17 protein-coding genes and 2 pseudogenes are annotated in these 19,514 nt (G+C 71.8%); 15 read left to right on the top strand and 4 right to left on the bottom strand.

From position 1 onward, the window contains the following. Positions 1-28 precede the first annotated feature (28 nt). The 8 genes from G401_RS0106100 to G401_RS0106065 all read left to right on the top strand — a co-directional run bounded on the left by G401_RS0106100 (position 29) and on the right by G401_RS0106065 (position 7,123). Positions 29-1,354, top strand: a complete 1,326-nt coding sequence (locus G401_RS0106100) for an efflux RND transporter periplasmic adaptor subunit (RefSeq protein WP_245601628.1) — start codon at positions 29-31, stop codon at positions 1,352-1,354. After that, positions 1,351-2,073 (top strand): ABC transporter ATP-binding protein, encoded by a 723-nt coding sequence (locus G401_RS43810; RefSeq protein ID WP_051366234.1) that lies wholly within the window; start codon positions 1,351-1,353, stop codon positions 2,071-2,073. The genes G401_RS0106100 and G401_RS43810 overlap by 4 nt, the downstream gene beginning before the upstream one ends. Continuing rightward, the gene (locus tag G401_RS0106090; protein ID WP_027341802.1) at positions 2,070-3,254 is read left to right on the top strand and encodes an ABC transporter permease; all 1,185 of its coding nucleotides are present in this window, start codon (positions 2,070-2,072) and stop codon (positions 3,252-3,254) included. The genes G401_RS43810 and G401_RS0106090 overlap by 4 nt, the downstream gene beginning before the upstream one ends. Before the next feature lie 174 nt (positions 3,255-3,428). Then, entirely contained in the window at positions 3,429-3,644 is a 216-nt protein-coding gene (locus G401_RS0106085) for a helix-turn-helix domain-containing protein (RefSeq protein ID WP_027341801.1), read from the top strand. 193 nt (positions 3,645-3,837) lie between these two features. Beyond that, on the top strand, positions 3,838-3,939 hold the full coding sequence (locus G401_RS54515) for a 30S ribosomal protein bS22 (RefSeq protein ID WP_007465623.1): 102 nt from the start codon (positions 3,838-3,840) through the stop codon (positions 3,937-3,939). Between the two features lie 129 nt (positions 3,940-4,068). Continuing rightward, positions 4,069-5,127, top strand: coding sequence for an NAD-dependent epimerase/dehydratase family protein (locus G401_RS0106075; protein ID WP_027341800.1), 1,059 nt, complete (start codon positions 4,069-4,071; stop codon positions 5,125-5,127). Beyond that, positions 5,124-5,975, top strand: a complete 852-nt coding sequence (locus G401_RS0106070; RefSeq protein WP_027341799.1) for a lysophospholipid acyltransferase family protein — start codon at positions 5,124-5,126, stop codon at positions 5,973-5,975. The genes G401_RS0106075 and G401_RS0106070 overlap by 4 nt, the downstream gene beginning before the upstream one ends. Before the next feature lie 56 nt (positions 5,976-6,031). Beyond that, positions 6,032-7,123 (top strand): hypothetical protein, encoded by a 1,092-nt coding sequence (locus G401_RS0106065; RefSeq protein WP_034590863.1) that lies wholly within the window; start codon positions 6,032-6,034, stop codon positions 7,121-7,123. 102 nt (positions 7,124-7,225) lie between these two features. On the opposite strand, the gene G401_RS0106060 is transcribed toward G401_RS0106065, so the two are convergent. The 3 genes and pseudogenes from G401_RS0106060 to G401_RS0106050 form a co-directional block, all read right to left on the bottom strand. Further along, positions 7,226-8,053 carry an HAD family hydrolase gene (locus G401_RS0106060; protein ID WP_407636826.1) on the bottom strand — a complete coding sequence of 276 codons (828 nt, stop codon included), beginning with the start codon at positions 8,051-8,053 and terminating at the stop codon, positions 7,226-7,228. Positions 8,054-8,380: 327 nt separating this feature from the next. After that, a pseudogene (locus tag G401_RS43805) lies at positions 8,381-9,211 on the bottom strand (DUF5667 domain-containing protein); the annotation flags it as partial. A 115-nt stretch (positions 9,212-9,326) separates the two neighbouring features. Next, entirely contained in the window at positions 9,327-10,262 is a 936-nt protein-coding gene (locus tag G401_RS0106050; protein ID WP_051366232.1) for a sigma-70 family RNA polymerase sigma factor, read from the bottom strand. A 554-nt stretch (positions 10,263-10,816) separates the two neighbouring features. Between G401_RS0106050 and G401_RS0106045 the strand changes: the two genes are divergently transcribed. Beyond that, positions 10,817-12,427 carry an AMP-binding protein gene (locus tag G401_RS0106045; protein WP_051366230.1) on the top strand — a complete coding sequence of 537 codons (1,611 nt, stop codon included), beginning with the start codon at positions 10,817-10,819 and terminating at the stop codon, positions 12,425-12,427. Then, positions 12,420-12,659 (top strand): glutaredoxin family protein, encoded by a 240-nt coding sequence (locus G401_RS0106040; protein ID WP_027341793.1) that lies wholly within the window; start codon positions 12,420-12,422, stop codon positions 12,657-12,659. Before G401_RS0106045 ends, G401_RS0106040 begins: the two co-directional genes overlap by 8 nt. Here the strand turns inward: G401_RS0106040 and G401_RS0106035 are convergent. Next, positions 12,656-13,288: an HAD family hydrolase gene (locus G401_RS0106035; RefSeq protein WP_281174140.1), complete on the bottom strand. Its 633-nt coding sequence runs from the start codon at positions 13,286-13,288 to the stop codon at positions 12,656-12,658. The two genes, G401_RS0106040 and G401_RS0106035, sit on opposite strands and share 4 nt — an antisense overlap. Positions 13,289-13,731: 443 nt before the next feature. Between G401_RS0106035 and G401_RS43800 the strand changes: the two are divergent. The 5 genes and pseudogenes from G401_RS43800 to hemB form a co-directional block, all read left to right on the top strand. Further along, positions 13,732-14,460, top strand: a pseudogene (locus G401_RS43800) (redox-sensing transcriptional repressor Rex); the annotation flags it as partial. 143 nt (positions 14,461-14,603) lie between these two features. Next, positions 14,604-15,902: a glutamyl-tRNA reductase gene (locus G401_RS43795; RefSeq protein ID WP_034590861.1), complete on the top strand. Its 1,299-nt coding sequence runs from the start codon at positions 14,604-14,606 to the stop codon at positions 15,900-15,902. Further along, positions 15,899-16,852: a hydroxymethylbilane synthase gene (gene hemC, locus G401_RS43790; protein ID WP_084556861.1), complete on the top strand. Its 954-nt coding sequence runs from the start codon at positions 15,899-15,901 to the stop codon at positions 16,850-16,852. Before G401_RS43795 ends, hemC begins: the two co-directional genes overlap by 4 nt. Then, positions 16,849-18,429: a bifunctional uroporphyrinogen-III C-methyltransferase/uroporphyrinogen-III synthase gene (locus tag G401_RS0106015; protein WP_027341791.1), complete on the top strand. Its 1,581-nt coding sequence runs from the start codon at positions 16,849-16,851 to the stop codon at positions 18,427-18,429. The genes hemC and G401_RS0106015 overlap by 4 nt, the downstream gene beginning before the upstream one ends. A 23-nt stretch (positions 18,430-18,452) precedes the next feature. Then, positions 18,453-19,427, top strand: a complete 975-nt coding sequence (gene hemB, locus G401_RS0106010; protein ID WP_027341790.1) for a porphobilinogen synthase — start codon at positions 18,453-18,455, stop codon at positions 19,425-19,427. Positions 19,428-19,514 lie beyond the last annotated feature (87 nt).

Raw genomic sequence — 19,514 nt, 5'->3', positions numbered from 1 at the left:
CGCGCGCCGAGGGGCTAGCATCGCCGGAGTGCGACGTCCGATTCTGCTGGCGGCCGCCGCGGTGGTGCTCGTAGCGCTCACCGCGGCCTCGTGCGGCCACGACGACAAGGGCATCTCGGTCGCCGGCGTGAGCCGGTCCGATGTCACGGAGGTGGTGGACGCGCCGGCCTCGGTCGTCGCGCGGGCGGCGGCGACGCTGACCGCGCCCGCCGACGGTACGCTCGCCCGCCTGGCCGTGAACCCCGGTGACCAGGTCCACAAGGGACAGATCGTGGCCGTGGTCGATTCGCCCACGGCACAGAAACGGCTCCGCGACGCCAAGTCGGCGCTCGACGCCGCCCGGAACTCGGGCGGCGGGGGAGTGAACATCGACCTCGGTTCGGCCTCGAAGCAGCTGAACGCCTCGGCCGCGGCCGCCTTCGATCAGGCCCGGCAGGCGGCCGACCACGTGACCGATCCGCAGGTGAAGGCGGCGCTGCTGGCCCAGATCGGCGCGGCGCAGAAGCAGTTCGCGGGCGCCGCGAAGTCCGTCGACTCGGCGGTACGCGGAGTCCAGCGGGGCATCCGCTCGCTCGGCAGCGCCATGAGCGCCCTCGGTGCGGCGCAACGCCTCCAGGCCCAGCAGGCGTACGACCTGGCGAAGGCCACGGTGGACGCCCTGACGCTGCGGGCCCCGATCGCGGGCGTCGTTCAGCTGGGCGGTGCGACCGGGGGCGCGGCGGCCGGCGGCACGGACCTGAGCAGCCTGCTCGCGGGGGTGAGCGGGGGTTCCTCCGCCCCGGCGGCCGCCAACGCGACCCCGGCCGGCGTCTCGACCACGGTCGTCGCCGGCGGCCTCGTCAGCGCCGGTACGCCGATCCTCACCATCGTCGACGTCAGCGAGCTCGGTCTCGTGGCGGACGTCGACGAGACCGACATCTTCCTCGTGAAGACCGGCGTACCGGCGGATGTGGAGCTGGACGCGGCGCCCGGGGTGACCTACCCCGCGATCGTCACGGCCATCGACATCCTGCCGACGCCGAACGCGCGGGGCGCCGTGGCGTACCGGGTGCGGTTGTCGTTGCAGTCGCCGCCGTCCGGTGCGCAGACTCCCCGGCCCGGCATGAACGCGGTGGCGCACCTGCGCGTACGCGAGGCCGCCGACACGGTCGCCGTGCCCGCCGCGGCGGTCTTCTCGGCCGAGGGCCACGACATGGTGTGGGTACGCGCCGCCGACGGCAAGGCCGAGCGCCGCCCCGTGACCGTCGGCGTCTCCGGTGCCGACCTGGTGCAGATCACCGACGGTCTGCTGGCCGGCGACCAGGTCGTCGTGACCGGGGTCGACAAGGTCCACAGTGGAGATCAGCTGCCGTGACCCCGGCCATCGAGGCGATCGACGTACGCCGCGCGTACCAGCTGGAGGGTCTGGAGGTCCAGGCCCTGCGGGGCGTGAGCTTCACGATCGAGCCGGGGGCGCACGTGGCCGTGGTGGGGCCTTCGGGCTCGGGCAAGTCGACGCTGATGCACCTGATCGGCGGCCTGGACCGGCCGACCGGCGGGCGGCTGCTGATCGACGGCCGGGACGTGGCCGGGCTGGGCCCGGCCGAGCTGGCGACGCTGCGCAACGAGACGATCGGCTTCGTCTTCCAGTCCTTCCACCTGCTGGCGCGCACGTCCGCGGTGGACAATGTGGCGCTGCCGCTGGTCTACCGCGGCCTGGGGGCGAAGGCACGCCGGGAGAAGGCGCGGGCGGTGCTGGAACGCGTCGGTCTCGGCCACCGGCTGGACCACCGGCCCAACCAGCTCTCCGGCGGTGAGCAGCAGCGGGTGGCGATCGCCCGGGCGCTGGTCACCGATCCGGCTGTGCTGCTGGCCGACGAGCCGACCGGCAACCTCGACACCGCCAACGGCCAGGCGGTGCTGGAACTGCTCGAACAGCTCAACCGCGAGGCGGGGGTGGCGCTGGTGATGGTCACCCACGACCGCGAGGTCGCGGCCCGCGCGCGCCGCCGCATCCACATGCGCGACGGCGTGATCGAGCAGGACGAGAGCGACGCGCCGGAAACCGGCGACGAGATCTGGGAGCGGCCATGAGGCTCGCCGAGGCGTGGCGGGTCGCGAGCGCGGCCCTGCGGGCGAACCGCCTGCGCAGCGGGCTCACCATGCTCGGAATGATCATCGGCGTCGCCGCGGTGGTCGTCCTGGTCGCCCTCGGCACCGGCACCAAGAACGAGGTGGAGTCGCAGGTCGAGGGCCTCGGCGCGAACCTCATGTTCGTCGTTCCCGGCAAGGTCGACTTCAACTCCGCGCCGACCGCGTCGCCGCTGGACAACACCGACCTCAACGACGTCGTGCGGGTCGTCGGCGACCGCGATCGGGTGGCGGTCACCCTCACGTCCGGCGAGACCGTACGCGCGGGGCGCAACTCGGCGTTCACCACGGTCCTCGGCGTCATGGAGACCACGCCGAAGGTGTTCGTCCGCACCGTGGCCGCCGGGAGCTACCTGACCCGGGCGGACGTCGACACCGGGCGCCGGGTCGCGGTCCTCGGCGACGGCGTGGCGAGGAAGCTGTTCGGTGAGCGGTCGGCGGTCGGGCAGCAGATCAGCATCGCGGGCGTACGCTTCCGGGTCGTCGGGGTGTTCGCGCCGCTCGGCCAGAGCCTCGGCGTCGACCGCGACAGCGAGGTGCACATCCCGATCAGCACCGCCCAGCGGCTGTTCGCCACCAACCGGATCGACGCCTTCGCGATCAAGGCACCCGACAACGACACCATCGGCACGCTCGGCGACCGGGTCGTCGCGGAACTGCACAAACGCCACCCGGACACCGAATTCTCGGCGGTCACGCAGGACCAGATACTCGGCGTACTCGGGGACATCCTGGGGGTGCTGACGACCGTGCTCGCCGCCATCGCCGGGATCTCCCTGCTCGTCGGCGGGGTCGGCGTCTCCAACATCATGCTCGTCTCGGTACGCGAGCGCACGAAGGAGATCGGGCTGCGCAAGGCGGTCGGCGCCAAACCCCGCGACATCGGCATCCAGTTCCTGCTGGAAGCGGTGTTGCTGACGACGATCGGCGGCATCCTCGGCGCGGTCCTCGGTGTGACGGCTTCGCTGGTGACGGCCGCGTTGAGCCCGGTGCCGGCGACGGTCACCTGGTGGTCGCTCGCGCTCGCCTTCGGGGTGTCCGCCGGCGTCGGGATCATCTTCGGCGTCGTACCCGCCCAACGCGCCGGAAAGCTGGACCCTGTGGTGGCGTTGCGTACCGAGTGAAGAGTTGCTGTGGGTAGTTGCCACTGGTCAAGATGGTGAGTAGTGGAGCGATTACCCAAAGCTGTCGCGTTCGCCTCATGCGCCCCGCTACCGTTCTAGTTACCCGCATGTTCCCGGGTGGCGTGTCCGGTAGGACCGGGCGGCATGTCCGGGCGGAGAGGTTGGGGGAAAGGCATGAAATCCCGCGGTTCACCCCACGACAACGAGCTGGCCGAGGTCCGCTTCCTCACGGTCGCGGAGGTCGCGGCCCTGATGCGCGTCTCGAAGATGACCGTCTACCGGCTGGTGCACTCCGGCGAGCTGACCGCGGTCCGGGTCGGCCGGTCCTTCCGGGTCCCCGAGCACGCCGTCCACGAGTACCTCCGGGGCGCCTTCTCCCAGGCGGCGTGACGCCTGTCCGGCCCGGTTTCACGATCGCGCATGCGTGCGGTTACCCTGGACAACGACTCCGGCTCGCGTCACGCCGACGCCTGCCCGCCGCTCGCGCGGCAAGCCGACCGGCCGGAGCGCCGAACTGTCCGAGCGCCGCACCTGCGCGATACCGCGCGGTGCGTACGAATGCATCGTCTGAGAGGGCTGCCGTATGGGCTCCGTGGTCAAGAAGCGCCGCAAGCGCATGGCGAAGAAGAAGCACCGCAAGCTGCTGCGCAAGACCCGTGTCCAGCGTCGCCGTCTCGGCAAGTGACCCACGCCGGCCCGCGCCCGACCGAGCGTCGCGGGCCCGCGTGCGCACTTGCCGCCGACGATTGGTGAACCTCCGCCGGTCCGGGCGATCCGTCGCCGACCGGTGATCTTCAGCCCGACCGAGGAGCGCATGGCGACCGAGCGGACGAACAGTCCCGAGGTGGTTCTCGTCACCGGCGTGAGCCGGTTCCTGGGTGCCCAGGTGGCCGCCCGTCTCGCCGCGCGCCCCGAGGTCGGCCGCGTCTTCGGGCTCGACGCGTACGCGCCGAGTGCCGAGATCGCCGCGCTGCTGGGCGGGGTCGACGTCATCCAGGCCGACCTGCGGGCCGCCGATCAGATCCTCGGCGACCTGCGGGTGGGCGCGGTGGCGCACCTCGCGGTCATCTCCTCGCCGGACCAGGCCCGGGGCGGCCGGACGGCGATGAAGGAACAGAACGTCATCGGCACGATGCAGCTGCTCGCCGCCTGTCAGCAGGCACCGGCGCTGCGCCGGCTGGTGGTGCGCTCGTCCACGGCCGCGTACGGTGCCTCGTTCCGCGATCCCGCGGTGTTCACCGAGGACACCGAACCCCGGGAGGTGCCGCGCGGCGGGTACGCCCGCGACATCCTCGACATCGAGGCCTACGTACGCGGATTCCGCCGGCGGCGTCCCGATGTGGCCGCGACGGTGCTCCGGTTCGCGCCGTTCATCGGCACCACGGCCGAGACGTCACTGCTGCACTACCTGGCCCGGCCGACCGTGCCGACCGTGATCGGGCGTGACCCCCGCCTCCAGTTCGTCCACGTCGACGACGCGATGGAGATCCTGGTCCGCTCGGTTCTCGAAGACCATCCGGGCACGTTCAACGTCGCCGGTCCGGGCGTCCTGACACTGTCGCAGGCCGTACGCCGGGCCGGGCGCCTCGCCGTACCCCTGCCCGAGCAGGGACTCAGCCTCGCCGCCGCGACCGGCCGCCGCGTCATCAGCCATGACCAGGTCGACCTGTTCGTGCACGGTCGCGTGGTCGACGTGAGCCGCCTGATCCAGGAGTTCGGCTTCGTTCCGCGCTCCACGCCGACGGCGTTCGACGAGTTCGTCCGGTCGCACACCGACGGGGCCGTCGTCACGCCCGAGCGCCTGGCCGCGGCCGAGAACGCCTTCCTGCAGATGATCGAGCGCGTACGCGGTGCGCGGGGGGTGACGGCGTGAGCGAGGACGACGTCTGGGACCGCCGGGTGGCCTCCGGCCTGGCCTTCCTGCGCCGACGGCTGTCGGGCCAGTACGACGTCGACGAGTTCGGCTTCGACAAGGAGCTGACCGAGGGCGTCTTCCACCCGATGCTGCGGGTGCTGCAGCGGGACTGGTTCCGTACCGAGATCACCGGCGGCAAGCACGTACCGGTCGACGGCGGCGCGCTGATCGTCGGCAACCACTCCGGCACGGTGGCGCTCGACGCGCTGATGCTCGCCATCGCCTGCCACGACGAGTCCGAGGGGCACCGGCACCTGCGGCTGCTCGGCGCGGACTTCGTCTTCAAGATGCCGGGCGTCAGCGAACTGGCCCGCAAGTCCGGCGCCACCCTCGCCTGTACGCCGGACGCCGAGCGCCTGCTGCGTACCGGTGAACTGGTCGGCGTGTTCCCCGAGGGCTTCAAGGGCGTCGGCAAGCCGTTCAAGGACCGCTACAAGCTCCAGCGCTTCGGCCGGGGCGGGTTCGTGTCGGCGGCGTTGCGCACGGGCGTACCGATCGTGCCCGCGGCCATCGTCGGCGCGGAGGAGATCTATCCGCTCATCGGGGACATCAAGCCGCTCGCCCGCGTCCTGGGTACGCCGTACTTCCCGGTCACGCCGACGTTCCCCTGGCTCGGTCCGTTGGGCCTGGTCCCGTTACCGAGCAAGTGGCTGATCGAGTTCGGCGAGCCGATCCCGACCGACGATCTCGCCGATGCGGCCGACGATCCCATGGTCGTGTTCAACCTCGCCGATCAGGTCCGCGAGACGATTCAGCAGATGGTGCACGGGCTGCTCGAACGCCGGCCCGACCCGTTCTCGCAGTGACCCCGTTCCCCGTGCGTTGCCGGATTTAGTCCGTTTCCTCCGATTACGCTGTCGGGGTGCGGTTCTCCGGCGGCCGGCATCGGCGTACCAGGCGGTTGCGGGTGGGCCTCGCCGTCGCGCTCGCCGCCGCGGGAATCCTGCTCGGCCTGCCCTGGCCGCATCCGCCCGGCACCGACTGGACGCTGGCCGAGGCGTACCCGGGGGTGCGGCCGGTCGGCGTGCCGGGGATGGTGGACGGCGGCTGGGCGTACACGCCGATGGTCTTCATGGACGCGCGGACCTCGGCGGGGACCGCGGTGAGCGGGCGGCGCGAGCGCCTGGTCGTCCTGATCGACGGCGCGGTGGTACGCGTCCTGCGCGACCTCGACCGCGCGCTGGCACCGCAGTTCAGCGGGGTGACGGTGGCCGGACGGAACCTGGTGTGGCTGGAGCAGACGGCCGAGCGGGGCCGGCCGGCCGTCGCGAAGATCTGGTCGGCCCCCTGGGAAGACGCCGGTACGCCGACGGTCCTCTCCGATCAGCCGGGTGATTTCGCGTTCTTCGGCTCCGACGACGACCTGACCGTGGTCGGCGGCCGGTTGGTGTGGGTCGCGGTCGCCCCGGGGACCGCCGTCCGCACCGAGGTACGCACGGTCCCGCTGGCCGGCGGTGTCACCACGACGCGGACCGTCGACGGCGCGTGGCAGTCGGTCGGCGGTGGCGTGCTCGCCACCTCGCTGACCGCGGAAGGCTCCGCGACCAGCCTGCTCGACCTGCGCACCGGCGGCCGGCGCGAGGTGCCCGGCCAGCCGACCGAGCTGGTGAGCTGCGGGCCGGACTGGTGCCGGGTGCTGGTGCTCGGCGGCGATGGGGGAGTGGCTCGCATCGATGTGATGCGTCCGGACGGGACGGGTCGGCGCCGGGTCGCGAGCGGCGGCGTCAGCGCGGCCCTCGCGGATGTCGCCCGGCTCGGCCGGTGGGAGGTCTACTCCCGCGCCGGCCTCGCGGCGACCACCCTGGCCGACCAGCAGGTCCTGCTCTACGACATCCGGGAGCGACGGTTGATCACGGTCACCGACGGCGCCGGGCAGATCCTCGGCCGCGACGGCTGGATCTGGTGGTCGGCGGCCGACGCGTGGCAGGCCCTCGACCTGCGATCCCTGACCTGAGCCCCGGCGACCCGATTCGAAGATCCCGTTTGGATCAGGGAAATCACCCGAATCTTGGCCCAAGATTACGTGCGTAAACCTGATCCAAACAGGATCTTGGATTCAGTCCTTGTTGCGGTTGCGGATCGCCAGGCCCGCCGTGACCGCGCCCGCGAGCACCCCTGCCGCGAGCGTCGCCGGAACCGCCACCTTCGCGGCCTTGCGCGTGGTCCGGAAGTCACGGATCTGCCAGCCGCGGGCCCGCGCGTGCCGGCGCAGCGAGCTGTCCGGGTTCACCGCCGTCGGGTGCCCCACCGCGCCGAGCATCGGCAGGTCGTTCACGGAATCCGAGTACGCGTAGCAGTCGGCCAGGTCGATGCCTTCAGCGGCGGCGAGGGCCCGGACGGCCGTCTCCTTGGCCGGGCCGTGCAGCATGTCGCCGACCAGCCGGCCGGTGTAGACGCCGTCGCGGATCTCCGCCACGGTGCCGAGCGCGCCGGTCAGCCCGAGCCGCCGGGCGATCACCTCGCCCAGTTCGACCGGGGCCGCGGTGACCAGCCAGACCCGGTCGCCGTGGGCGATGTGCTGTTCCGCGAGGGCGCGCGTACCGGCCCAGATCCGTTCGGCGATCAGCTCGTCGAAGATCTCTTCGCTCAGCCGCCGGACGTCCTCGACCTTCCAGCCCGCGATGAAGGCGAGCGCCGCCTCCCGGGCTTCGCTGATGTCCCCGGCGTCCTCGTGGGCGAACAGCCGGAACTTGAGCTGGCTCCAGCCGAATTTGAGCAGGTCCCCCGTGGTGAAGTACTTACGCGCGGCGAGCCCGCGCGCGAAGTAGTAGAGGGACGCGCCCTGCATGACCGTGTTATCCAGGTCGAAGAACGCGGCCGCGGCCGTTGTACGCACCACGGGCGACGACGTCACGGCGATGTCTCCTCCGATCTTGTCCGGCACCTGTCCGAGCGTAGCGGTTACGCACACGTGTGGGCGCCACCATCAGGTGACGCCCACACGTAGCACAGGTTGCGATCAGTCGCCGAGCAACCCGCCGAGGATCCGGCCGAGCTGGCCCAGGATGCCGCCGTCTTCGCTGGCCGTGGGGGCCGGCGTCGGGCTCGCCGACGGTGCGGTCGCGGCGGGGGAGGTGTTCGTCGACGGCGCGGTTGCGGGCTTCGAAGCGCCGGCCGGGGTGCCGCCGCCCTTCACCGAACCGGTACCGCTCTGCTGTTCCGTCGTACCCGGCATGGTCGTTGCCCCGGAACCGCCGGCCGCCGCCGGCGCGCACAGCGCCGCGATCGGTCCGAGGTCGTCGGTGCCCTTGCCGGCCGTTCCGGCACCACAGGCGAGCGCCGTACGCAGCGCGCGCGACCGGGCCCCGATGGCGTCGAGTAACGTCACGGAAGCGTCGATCCGCTGCCGCGACGGCAGGTCGACCAGGCCGGTCAGCTGGCCGATGAGCCGCTTCTGCTCGGTGACGAAGCTGTCGAGCCGGTCCAGGGCGGCCGGATCCTTGTGCGTCGTCGCGGTGGCCGTCAGCAGGCGTACGCCGTCCACGGTGTTCGAGTCCATGTCGGCGAGGGCCGCGTTGAAGCCGGCCGGGTTCTTGCGTACCGCGTTGGCCTCGGCGAGCCGGGTGCGGGCGAACTCCAGGTAGAGCTGCCCACGCGACAGGTCCGAGCTGGCGAGTGCCAACTGGGCCTTCTCGGTCGAGCGTTTCACCTGGTAGAGAGCGTCCCCGGGGTTCGCGTCGCCGCTGGCCATCGAGATGCCCGACACCGCCACGGCACCGGTCGCGATGCCGGCGACGATGGCGATCCGCGTACGCGACCGGGCCGGCCTGACGAAGACGGGCTCCTCAGGCTCGGTCGCGGTCGCGCCGATGCCGTCCCGTTCCGCCTTGGCCATCAGCTGGGCCCGCAGGCCCGAACGGAAGTCGGCGGACGGGCCGGGAACATACGTGTTGCGCAGCTGATCGGCGAGGTGGACGTGGTCGGCGAGGCGATCGTCCAACCGGGTACGCGAGTGATGGCGCCGACCGCCGCTCGCCTCGTCCAAGAGCTGGGCGAAGCGTTCGGTCTGCCGACGGTCGAAGAGAGCGTTCACCGCTGGCACCCCCCTTCGCTGGTCGCGGCTGAGTACGCCGGGGGCCCCTGTGGGCATCCCGGTCGCATTCGGTCAAACGCCGTCGCGGCTGTCTCGGTTACGCGCGGGTGTGGGGTGACGCGTCTCACGAGTTGAGTCCCTCCGGCAGCAATCGGGCGAGGGCGCGGACGGCCCGGTACTGCAGGGCCTTGATCGCCCCCTCGTTCTTGCCCATGGCCTGAGCGGTCTCGGCGACCGAGAAGCCCTGCAGGAACCGCAGGACGATGCACTCCTGCTGCTCCGGGTTCAGCTGCTTGACGGCGGTGAGCAACGCCACGTTGGTGATGTGGTCCACGACGGCGGCCTCGGGGCTGCCTTCGGGTCCGCGGTCCTCCCGGTCGGCGTCCAGGACGTCACCGGTGGTCACCTCCAGGCGGTACCGGCCCGACTTGAAGTGGTCGGCGACCAGGTTGCGGGCGATGGTGACCAGCCAGGCGCCGAGGTCGCGGCCCTGCCAGGTGAAGCTGCCGATCCGCTTGAGCGCGCGCAGGAACGTGTCCGACGTGAGGTCCTCGGCCAGCGGCCGGTTGCCCACGCGGAAGTAGATGAACCGGAACACCGTGTCGACGTACCGGTCGTAGATCAGCCCGAACGCTCCCGCGTCCCCACCCTGGGCCCGTTCCACGAGTGCCCACACCTCGGCCGCGGCGTCCGACGGATCCGGCCGGCTCGGGAACGGCGGCGGGTCCTGCCCGGGAATGCGGGTGGTCTCCGTCTCGTCCGGCAGCCGCGTCGTGTCGGCGTTGTCCGGCAGTACCGGTGCCGCCGCGCCGCCCTGTGCGGGTGCGACCGGACGGCCGTTGGCCCGCCCGCCGACCGGCTTCACCGGTGCGTGGTGCCCGTCGTTCGTCTTGGTACGCGTCCGGACACGGGTGCCCCCGTCGCCAGGCGATGTGACGCTGAGTAGCGGATTGCGCAGTAGTTCGTTAAGAGAAGTGCGAAGGGCGGTCAGGCCGTCGGTGAGCGCCAACCGTGCGGCGAACACCTCTGGACTCATGCCGTAGTACGCACTGCTTGTCATGCCGTCACCTCCGAGCGCCCGCTTGCCGCTCCGCAGGGGTGTGCGGGTGCAAACGGTGCGTCTCTCACCATAAGCCGACAAACACCCATTAAGCACGGGTGCGGTGCAAGAACGGGCACAGCGGCCTCCTCGGGCTGAGGGGTGTCGGATCATGCCAAAACGGGTGACCCGACCCTCGGAATGATAGGGCCAAAGCCACCCTGGTGTGTGTGTTCAGGAAATTCGGGGGAAAACTTCTCCGGCCATCGAGCCGAAGTATTTCCCGCGTATACGGAGGGCTGTCGCACACGTTGTGCGGTTTCGCTGCGCAGATCGCACGGCGTGTCGAGACCAACACGCCGAGAGACGAAACCCCCTATATAGCGCGGAAAAACTCGGGCATGACCGGCAAAAGGATTCACGCCGAAGGGTGACTTACAGCAACCTCAACGGGCGTACGCGCCGGCCGTGTCGGAGAACTTTTCGCGAGCGGCTCCTGCATGGCTCCCCCTGCGGCGGTCCCCGGGACGCGAGCGGAGTCCGGGGAACGACGGGTCCCCATATACTCATCCCCCATGCGGGATGCGATCGCGGCTCAGCTCTCGGCGTACGGAACGCTCGCGGGATATGTGAAACGCGCCGCGCGCGAGCAGGGCGACCGGCCCGCGCTGCGCCACGGCGGCGCCACCGTCACCTGGTCGCAGCTGGATTCCCAGGTGGACTCGGTCGCCGCCGGTCTGCGCGGCCTCAACGCACCCGGCGCGGACGGCAGCCCGGCCCGGGTCGCGATCGCGCTGCCCAACGTGCCCGCCTTCGTCGTCGCCTTCTTCGCCACCCTGCGCGCAGGTCTGGTCGCGGTGCCGGTCAACCCCGGGTACACCGCCCGCGAACTGCGCCACGTTCTCGTCGACTCGGGCGCGAGCATCCTGCTGGCGACCGAGGGCGTGGCCATGGCCGTCGCCGGGATCTCCTCCGAACTGCCGGCGCTGCGCTGGGCGTACACGTGCGACGCCTCGGCCGACGCCGCGACGGTGCTGGGGCGGGCCCTGGCGCGCGACGTCGCGCCGAACCCGCGGCCGCCCGCGGACAGCGACCTGGCCGTCCTGCTCTACACCTCGGGCACGGAGGGCGCACCGAAGGGCGCGATGCTCACGCACCGCGCGCTGATCGCCAACCATGTGCAACTCGACGCGGTGGACCCGCCGATCGTCACGGCCCTCGACACCGTCCTGCTGGCGCTGCCGATGTTCCACGCGTACGGGTTGAACAGCGGACTCGGCGCGATCGCCTATCACGGCGCGTGCGGCGTGCTGTCCGAGCGGTTCGACGCCGAGGACTCCCTCCGGCAGATCGCGGAGGAGCACGTCACCGTCGTGGTCGGGGTGCCCTCGATGTTCACCCTCTGGACCGGCAATCTCGCCTCCGGCTCGCCTTTCGCCAGCGTACGCGTGGCGGTCTGCGGGGCCGCCCCGCTCGAGACGGCGACGGCCCGGCGGTTCACGGCGATCACCGGGGTGCCGGTGAACGTCGGCTACGGGCTCACCGAGACCGCGCCGGTGCTCACCTCGACGCTGGCCGGTCCGCAGCCGAAGACCGGCTCGATCGGCCGGCCGCTGCCCGGTGTGGAACTGCGCCTGGTCTCGTCCACCGGCGACGACGTGTGGCGGGCCGGCGAACCACTGTCCGAAGAGGACTCCGGCGGGCTCGAGCTGGAGGCGCCGGACAGCCCCGGCAGCGACCCGGGCGAGATCGTCGTCCGCGGCGACAACCTGTTCTCCGGCTACTGGCCCGACGGCCGGGGCGGCCCGGACGCGGACGGCTGGTGGGCCACGGGCGACGTCGCGTACGCGGACGACGACGGGGACCTCTTCCTCGTCGACCGGATCGGCGAACTGATCCTGGTCAACGGCTTCAACGTCTACCCCTACGAGGTCGAGATCGTGCTGACCGCGTACCCGGGGGTGGCGGAGGCGGCCGTCGTCGGGCAGCCCGACCCGGTCCGGGGCCAGTCCGTCCGCGCCTTCGTCGTGCGGGCCGCCGACGGCCAGGTGACCGAGGCCGAACTGCGTACGCACTGCGAGCGCAATCTCGCCCGGTTCAAGTGCCCCGCGGTGATCTCGTTCGTCCCCGAGCTGCCGCACTCCGCGATCGGCAAGGTCCGCAAAGTAATGTTGCGGGATGCCTGAGCGAGTGACCCTCTACACCCGGACCGGCTGCCACCTGTGCGAGGACGCGGTGGCCGAGCTGCGCCGGCTGGAGATCGGCTTCACCGAGGTCGACATCTCCGGCGACCTCGACCTGGAGGCCGAGTACGGCGACCGGATCCCGGTGATCATGCTCGACGGCAAGGAGCACGGCTACTGGCGGGTCGAAGGCGCCCGCCTCCAGCGCGACCTGGCCGCCTCGGGCAGACCCTAACGGGACGCGATCGCCACGGCTTCCAGGAGCGAGTCCGCCACCGGTACGCCGACCGCCCGCAACCGGCGCGGATCGGTGAATCCGCCGGTGTAGAGCACGCAGGCGGCACCGACCGCGGCGGCCGCGTCCGCGTCGTCCACGGAGTCGCCGATCATGACGACCTCGGATCCGTCGATCCCGAGCTCCTTCAGGTGCACGATCAGGTGCTCGGCCTTGAAGCCGCCGGTGATGCCGGTCTTGAGCCCGTCGACCCGCCGGAAGTTCGCCGTCAGGCCGAACCCGTCCACCGTCGGCACCAGTTCGTCGTGGAACCACATGCTGAGCAGGGACTGCGTACCGGTCCAGGTGCCGAGGGCGGTCCGCGCGTCGCCGGCCAGGTCGCAGGTCTCCAGCCCGGTCTTGTACGCCTGGTGGAACACCTCGTCGAGCCGGGCGAACTCGGCCTGCGTGAGGACGCGCCCCAGCGTCTCGCCGTAGTAGTCGATGATCGGCCGGCGGAAGTCGCGCCGGTGCTCGTCTTCGGTCGTGGGCAGTCCGCCCGCCGCCACGAGGGCCGCGTTGGTGGACGACACGACCAGCGGCATGTCGTTGAGGAGGGTTCCGTTCCAGTCCCAGACGAGATGTCTCACGCGGTTCACCCTAGGGTGCGCGTACGCGCGTCCGGCAGCGATCTGCGTCACCCTCGCCGGCGGCGGGAGACGGTTGTCGATCTTGTTGGAAGCCCGCGTTTCGGGCTCGGGACCACTTGTTCGGGGGACGGGCCGGCGGCTCGGTCGGCGCGCCACGGCGGGGTGTTTGTTGCCTTTTGCGAAATAATCACGGTGCAGCGCCCACCCTCCGCCGGTCGCGCGGCGAGAATGGAGGGCAGGTGTGCCGCGGGGGCATCTCTCGCCGCCGGACGGCGCCGGGGTGGGCGCTCACCATCACAGACGCCTCGACGCTTTCAAGATCGCGATTTGTGCACGTCTTCACAAGCGCCTACTCTGTGAACGCGACGGGCTCCGATAGCACAGCCGGCCGGCGTGTGCCGCTCGGGGTCCGCATACCGCAGGCCGAGTCGGCACGGAGTCACATGAGTCAGCAGAGATCCGGTGGTGAAGCCGGACTGGATCCCCGTAATGGTGCGGGTCCGGATTTTCCGGATCTGCCCGACGCAACCGTCGCTCGTCTCCCGGAGTACCTGCGTTCCTTGCATCAGCTCCTCGACGCCGGGCACGACACCGTCTCGAGTGAGGGCCTCGCCGCCGCGGCGGGCGTGAACTCCGCCAAGCTGCGCAAGGACCTCTCCCACCTCGGCTCCTACGGCACCCGTGGGGTCGGCTACGACATCGCGCACCTCATCGAGCAGATCGAGCAGGTGCTCGGCCTGACCCTGTGCCGGGGCGTCGCCCTCGTCGGGCTCGGCAACCTCGGCCACGCGCTCGCCGGTTACGCGGGCTTCGCCAGCCGCGGCTTCCAGATCGTCGCCCTCTTCGACGCCGACCCGGCCCGGATCGGCGAGAACATCAACGGCCTGGCGGTACGCCACATCGACGAGCTGGCCGACACGGTGACCCACGACCGGATCGCGATCGGTGTGATCGCCACGCCCGCCCGCGCCGCCCAAGGCGTGGCCGACGCCCTCGTTGCCGCCGGCGTCACCAGCATCCTGAACTTCGCGCCCTGCTTCCTGGCCGTGCCGGAGGGTGTCGACGTCCGCAAGGTCGACCTGGCCGTCGAGCTGCAGATCCTTTCCTTCCACGAGCACCGTAAGAGCGCGCCGAAGTTCAACGGCGGCGATCCGGTGGCCGCCGAGGACGCGACCGTGGCGAAGGACGCGACCCCCGCCAAGAACGGGGCCAAGGACAACGTGGCCAAGGACAACGGGGTCAAGGACACCGGATCGAAGAACGGCAGCCGGCCGCGCGTACAGGCGCTCGCCGCGGTGCGGACCGAGGTGAAGCGGTGAACCTGATCGTTGTCGGCACGTCGTACCGCACCGCCGGCGTCGAGCTGCTCGAACGCCTCAGCATCGCGCCCGCGTACCGGGCCGACGTGCTCCGGGAACTCGTGGCCGGGCCGCACGTCGCCGAGGTCGTCGCGCTGTCCACCTGCAACCGGGTCGAGTTCTACGCCGCCGTTCCGGCCTTCCACGCCGGCCTGCACCAGATCGCCGGCGCGCTCGCCGAGGTCGCCGGGGTCGAGACCGCGGACCTCGCCGACAGCCTCTACGTCCACCACGGCGAGGCGGCCGTCGCGCACACCTTCGCGGTCGCGGCCGGGCTGGACTCGATGGTCGTCGGCGAGCAGCAGATCCTCGGCCAGCTGCGGGACGCGTACGCGCTGGCCGCCGAGACCGAGACGGCCGGCGCCCTGCTGCACGAGCTGTTCCAGCAGGCGCTGCGGGTCGGCAAGCGGGCCCACGCCGAGACCGGCATCGACCAGGCCCCGCGCAGCATGGTGACCGCTGCGCTGGCGCAGGCCGCCGCGCTCGACGCGAGCGGATCGCTGGCCGGCCGGCGGGCGGTCGTCGTCGGCGCCGGCGCGATGGGCTCGCTGGCCGTGTCCGGGCTGACCCGCGCGGGCATCGGCACGCTGACCGTCGTGAACCGCAGCGACGACCGGGCCGACCGGCTCGCCTCCGCGTACGCCGTGACGTCCGCCCCGATGCAGGCGCTGCCCGCGCTCGTGGCCGAGGCCGACATCGTGATCAGCGCGACGACGTCGATGGCGTACGTGGTGACGCCCGAACTGCTCGGGACCGCCCGGCCGATCCTGGTCGACCTGGCCGTGCCGCGCGACGTCCACCCGGACGTGAAGGCGCTCGGCCTGACCGTGATCGACGTCGAGCACCTCGCCGGATCAGCGGCCGAGCACGGTCACGCCGCGCCGGTCGTGGCCGAGGCCCAGGCCATCGTCGACGCCGAGGTCGCGAACTTCCTCGCCTGGCAGCGCGGCTCCCAGGTCGCGCCGACCGTCGCCGCCCTGCGGGCCCGCGCCGAGGACCTGGTCACGGCGGAGCTCGCCCGGCTGGCCCGGCGCTCCGACCTGACCGACGAGCAGCGCGGCGAGGTCGCCCACTCGATGCGCCGCATCGTCCAGCGGCTGCTGCACGAGCCGACCGTCCGCGTACGCCAGCTGGCGGCGGGGCCGGGCGGGGAGGCGTATCCGCAGCTGCTCAGGGAGCTCTTCGACCTGGAGGTGCCCGGCCAGAGCCGGGTCGACCAGGTCGCCGACATCGCCACACCGGAGCGTGCCGCATGACACTTCGCCTGGGTACCCGCGGCTCGGCACTCGCCCTCGCGCAGTCGCAGCTGACCGCCGACGCGGTCACCGCCGCGACCGGCCGGCCGGTCGAGCTGATCGAGATCGTGACGCCGGGTGACCGGTCGTCCGCGCCGGTGCAGCGGCTCGGCGTCGGCGTGTTCGTCTCCGCGCTGCGCGACGCGCTGCTGGCCAAGGAGATCGACTTCGCCGTCCACTCCTTCAAGGACCTGCCCACCGCCGAGGTGCCGGAGCTGGCCATCGCCGCCGTTCCGCGGCGGGAGGACCCGCGTGACGTGCTCGTGGCGCGCGATGGGCTCAGCCTGTCGGAGCTGCCGCCCAGCGCCACCGTCGGCACCGGCGCCCTGCGCCGGATCGCCCAGCTCAAGGCGCTCGGCCTGGGTCTGCGTACGACGCCGATCCGCGGCAACGTCGACTCCCGGCTGCGCCGTGTCGCCACCGGCGAGCTGGACGCCGTCGTGCTCGCGCGGGCCGGGCTCGCCCGGCTGGGCCGCGCGGCCGAGGCCACCGAGACCCTCGACCCGGCACTGATGCTGCCCGCGCCCGCCCAGGGCGCGCTGGCCGTGGAGTGCCGGGCCGACGACACCGACCTGGTGGCGGCGCTGAGCGCGCTCGACCATCCGGCCACCCGCGCGGCGGTCACCGCCGAGCGCGCCCTGCTCGCGACGCTGGAGGCCGGCTGCTCCGCACCGGTCGCCGCCCTCGCCGAGCTGGGCGCAGACGACGAACTCTTCCTGCGCGGCGCGGTCTTCAGCGAAGACGGCCGTCACGCCATCCGGCTGTCGCGCACAGGTTCTCCGGCCGAGGCAGGCGAGATCGGGCGGCTGCTCGCCCTCGATCTGCTGGCCGCCGGCGCAGATCGCCTCTTCGTCCCGGCAGGGGCGGGCGAGGCGGACCAGAATGATGCTGTACCTGGGAGTGCACAATGACCCGCACCCGTAAGCCGGCCGGCCACATCGCCTTCGTCGGAGCCGGGCCCGGTGACCCTGGCCTGGTGACCCGGCGGGCGTACGACGCCATCGCCGACGCCGACCACGTCGTCTACGACCGTGGCGTCCCCGAGACGCTGCTGCAGTCGCTGCGCGAGGCCGCCCACGAGGAGACCGAGTGGTCGCCCGCCGAGGGCGCCTCCGGCGACGTCGCCAAGGTCCTGCTCAACGAGGCGAAGTCCGGCCGCAACGCCGTACACCTCGTGGCCGGTGACCCGTTCGGCCACGAATCCGTCGTCCGCGAGGTCCAGGCGGTCGCGCGTACGGCCGTCCGGTTCGCCGTCGTGCCCGGCGTCAGCCAGTCCGCCGGCGTCGCCACCTACGCGGGCGTCCCGCTCGCCGGTGTGCGTACGGTCGCCGACATCGAGGACATCGCCGAGGTCGACTTCCCGGCGCTCGCGGCCGGCCTGCGCCGCGGTTCCATCGCGCTGAGCGTGGACGCCGGCGACCTCGCCGGGGTACGCGACGGCCTGCTCGCCTCCGGGGTCGACGGCACGACGCCGGTGGCGATCACGGGCGACGGCACCGGTGAGACGCAGTACACCACGGTTTCGACCGTGGACAGCTTCGTCGCCGCCGCGCTCGGCTTCAGCGGCCGGGCGGTGCTGTCCATCGGCAGCGGCGTCCAGCACCGCGACCGGCTCGGCTGGTGGGAGAACCGGCCGCTGTACGGCTGGCGTGTCCTCGTGCCCCGGACCAAGGAGCAGGCCGGCGCGATGAGCGAGCGGCTGCGCGCGTACGGGGCGATCCCGTGCGAGGTGCCGACCATCGCCGTCGAGCCGCCGCGTACGCCGGCCCAGATGGAGCGCGCGATCAAGGGCCTGGTCGACGGCCGGTACGCCTGGACGATCTTCACCAGCGTCAACGCCGTCCGGGCGGTCTGGGAGAAGTTCGCCGAGCACGGTCTCGACGCGCGGCACTTCGGCGGCGTGAAGATCGCCTGCATCGGCGAGGCCACGGCGGAGGCCGTCCGCGCCTTCGGCATCCAGCCGGAGCTGATCCCGGGCTCGGACCAGACCTCGGAGGGGCTGCTCGCCGAGTTCGCCCCGCACGACGAGATGCTGGACCCGGTCGGGCGCATCCTGCTGCCGCGGGCCGACATCGCCACCGAGACCCTGGTCGCCGGGCTGACCGAGATGGGCTGGGAGGTCGACGACGTGACCGCGTACCGGACCGTCCGGGCCGCCCCGCCGCCCGAGGACATCCGCAACTCGATCAAGCAGGGCGGCTTCGACGCGGTGCTCTTCACCTCGTCGTCGACCGTACGCAATCTGGTCGGGATCGCCGGAAAGCCGCATCAGCGTACAGTTGTGGCGGTCATCGGGCCGAAGACCCACGACACGGCCATCGAGTTCGGGCTGCGCGTCGACGTGCAGCCGGAGCACGCCTCCGTGCCGGACCTGGTCGAAGCCCTGGCAACGTACGCTATCGAGCTCCGCGAGAAGCTCGCCGCCATGCCGCCCAAGAGCCGCCGCGGCTCGAAGGTGCAGGGTCCGACGGCGCTGCGCTTCCGCTGACACTCCCCTGGGAGGAACAGACGATGGGATTTCCTCAGACCCGGCCGCGCCGGCTGCGTACCAGCGCGGCCGTGCGGCGGCTGGTCAGCGAGACCAGGCTGCACCCGGCCGAGCTGATCCTGCCCATGTTCGTCAAGGAGGGGCTGACCGAGCCGCGGCCGATCGCCTCCCTCCCGGGCATCGTGCAGCACTCGCGGGAATCCCTGCGTAAGGCGGCCGCCGAGGCCGTACAGGCGGGCGTCGGCGGGATCATGCTCTACGGCATCCCGACGGCCAAGGACGCCACCGGCTCGGGCGGCATCGACCCGGGCGGCATCCTCAACGTCGCCATCCGGGACGTCGTGTCCGAGGTCGGCGACGCCACCGTGGTCATGAGCGACCTGTGCCTCGACGAGTTCACCTCGCACGGGCACTGCGGCGTGCTGACACCGGACGGCACCGTCGACAACGACGCCACCCTCGCCGCGTACGCGGAGATGGCGATCGCGCAGGCGGCGGCCGGCGTACACATGGTGGGTCCGTCGGGGATGATGGACGGCCAGGTGGGAGTGGTGCGGCAGGCCCTCGACGGCGCCGGGTACGCCGACGTGTCGATCCTGGCGTACGCGGCGAAGTACGCCTCGGCGTTCTACGGCCCGTTCCGGGACGCGGTGGAGTCGTCGCTCGACGGCGACCGCCGGACCTACCAGCAGGACCCGGCGAACCTGCGGGAGTCGCTGCGTGAGGTCGAGCTGGACGTGGCCGAGGGCGCGGACATCGTCATGGTGAAGCCCGCGCTGGCCTACCTCGACGTGATCGCGGCCGTGCGCGACCGGCTCGACGTGCCCGTGGCGGCCTACCAGGTCAGCGGCGAGTACGCGATGGCCGAGGCGGCGGCGGCCAACGGCTGGCTGGACCGGGAGCGGATCATGATGGAGACACTCCACTCGATCCGCCGGGCCGGAGCCTCGATCATTCTCACGTACTGGGCCACGGAAGCCGCCCGCCTCCTGCGCTGACCCGCCCCGCGGGCGCCGCACTCCCGCACCCTCAAGATCCCGTTTGGATCAGGGTTTCGCACGTAATCATGGACCATGATTCGGGTG

The organism is Hamadaea tsunoensis DSM 44101 (assembly GCF_000428945.1).
Taxonomy (GTDB): Bacteria; Actinomycetota; Actinomycetes; order Mycobacteriales; family Micromonosporaceae; genus Hamadaea; species Hamadaea tsunoensis.
Note: the sequence above shows the minus strand (reverse complement) of the source record. Positions and strands in the feature narration are given on the sequence as shown.

Bases quoted from the DNA above. Each gene is read 5' to 3' on its own strand.
- G401_RS0106090 (WP_027341802.1), top strand. From the start codon at position 2,070: ATGAGGCTCGCCGAGGCGTGGCGGGTCGCGAGCGCGGCCCTGCGGGCG.
- G401_RS0106040 (WP_027341793.1), top strand. From the start codon at position 12,420: ATGCCTGAGCGAGTGACCCTCTACACCCGGACCGGCTGCCACCTGTGC.
- G401_RS0106075 (WP_027341800.1), top strand. From the start codon at position 4,069: ATGGCGACCGAGCGGACGAACAGTCCCGAGGTGGTTCTCGTCACCGGC.
- hemB (WP_027341790.1), top strand. From the start codon at position 18,453: ATGGGATTTCCTCAGACCCGGCCGCGCCGGCTGCGTACCAGCGCGGCC.
- G401_RS54515 (WP_007465623.1), top strand. From the start codon at position 3,838: ATGGGCTCCGTGGTCAAGAAGCGCCGCAAGCGCATGGCGAAGAAGAAG.
- hemC (WP_084556861.1), top strand. From the start codon at position 15,899: ATGACACTTCGCCTGGGTACCCGCGGCTCGGCACTCGCCCTCGCGCAG.
- G401_RS0106085 (WP_027341801.1), top strand. From the start codon at position 3,429: ATGAAATCCCGCGGTTCACCCCACGACAACGAGCTGGCCGAGGTCCGC.
- G401_RS0106050 (WP_051366232.1), bottom strand. From the start codon at position 10,262: ATGACAAGCAGTGCGTACTACGGCATGAGTCCAGAGGTGTTCGCCGCA.
- G401_RS0106045 (WP_051366230.1), top strand. From the start codon at position 10,817: ATGCGGGATGCGATCGCGGCTCAGCTCTCGGCGTACGGAACGCTCGCG.
- G401_RS0106015 (WP_027341791.1), top strand. From the start codon at position 16,849: ATGACCCGCACCCGTAAGCCGGCCGGCCACATCGCCTTCGTCGGAGCC.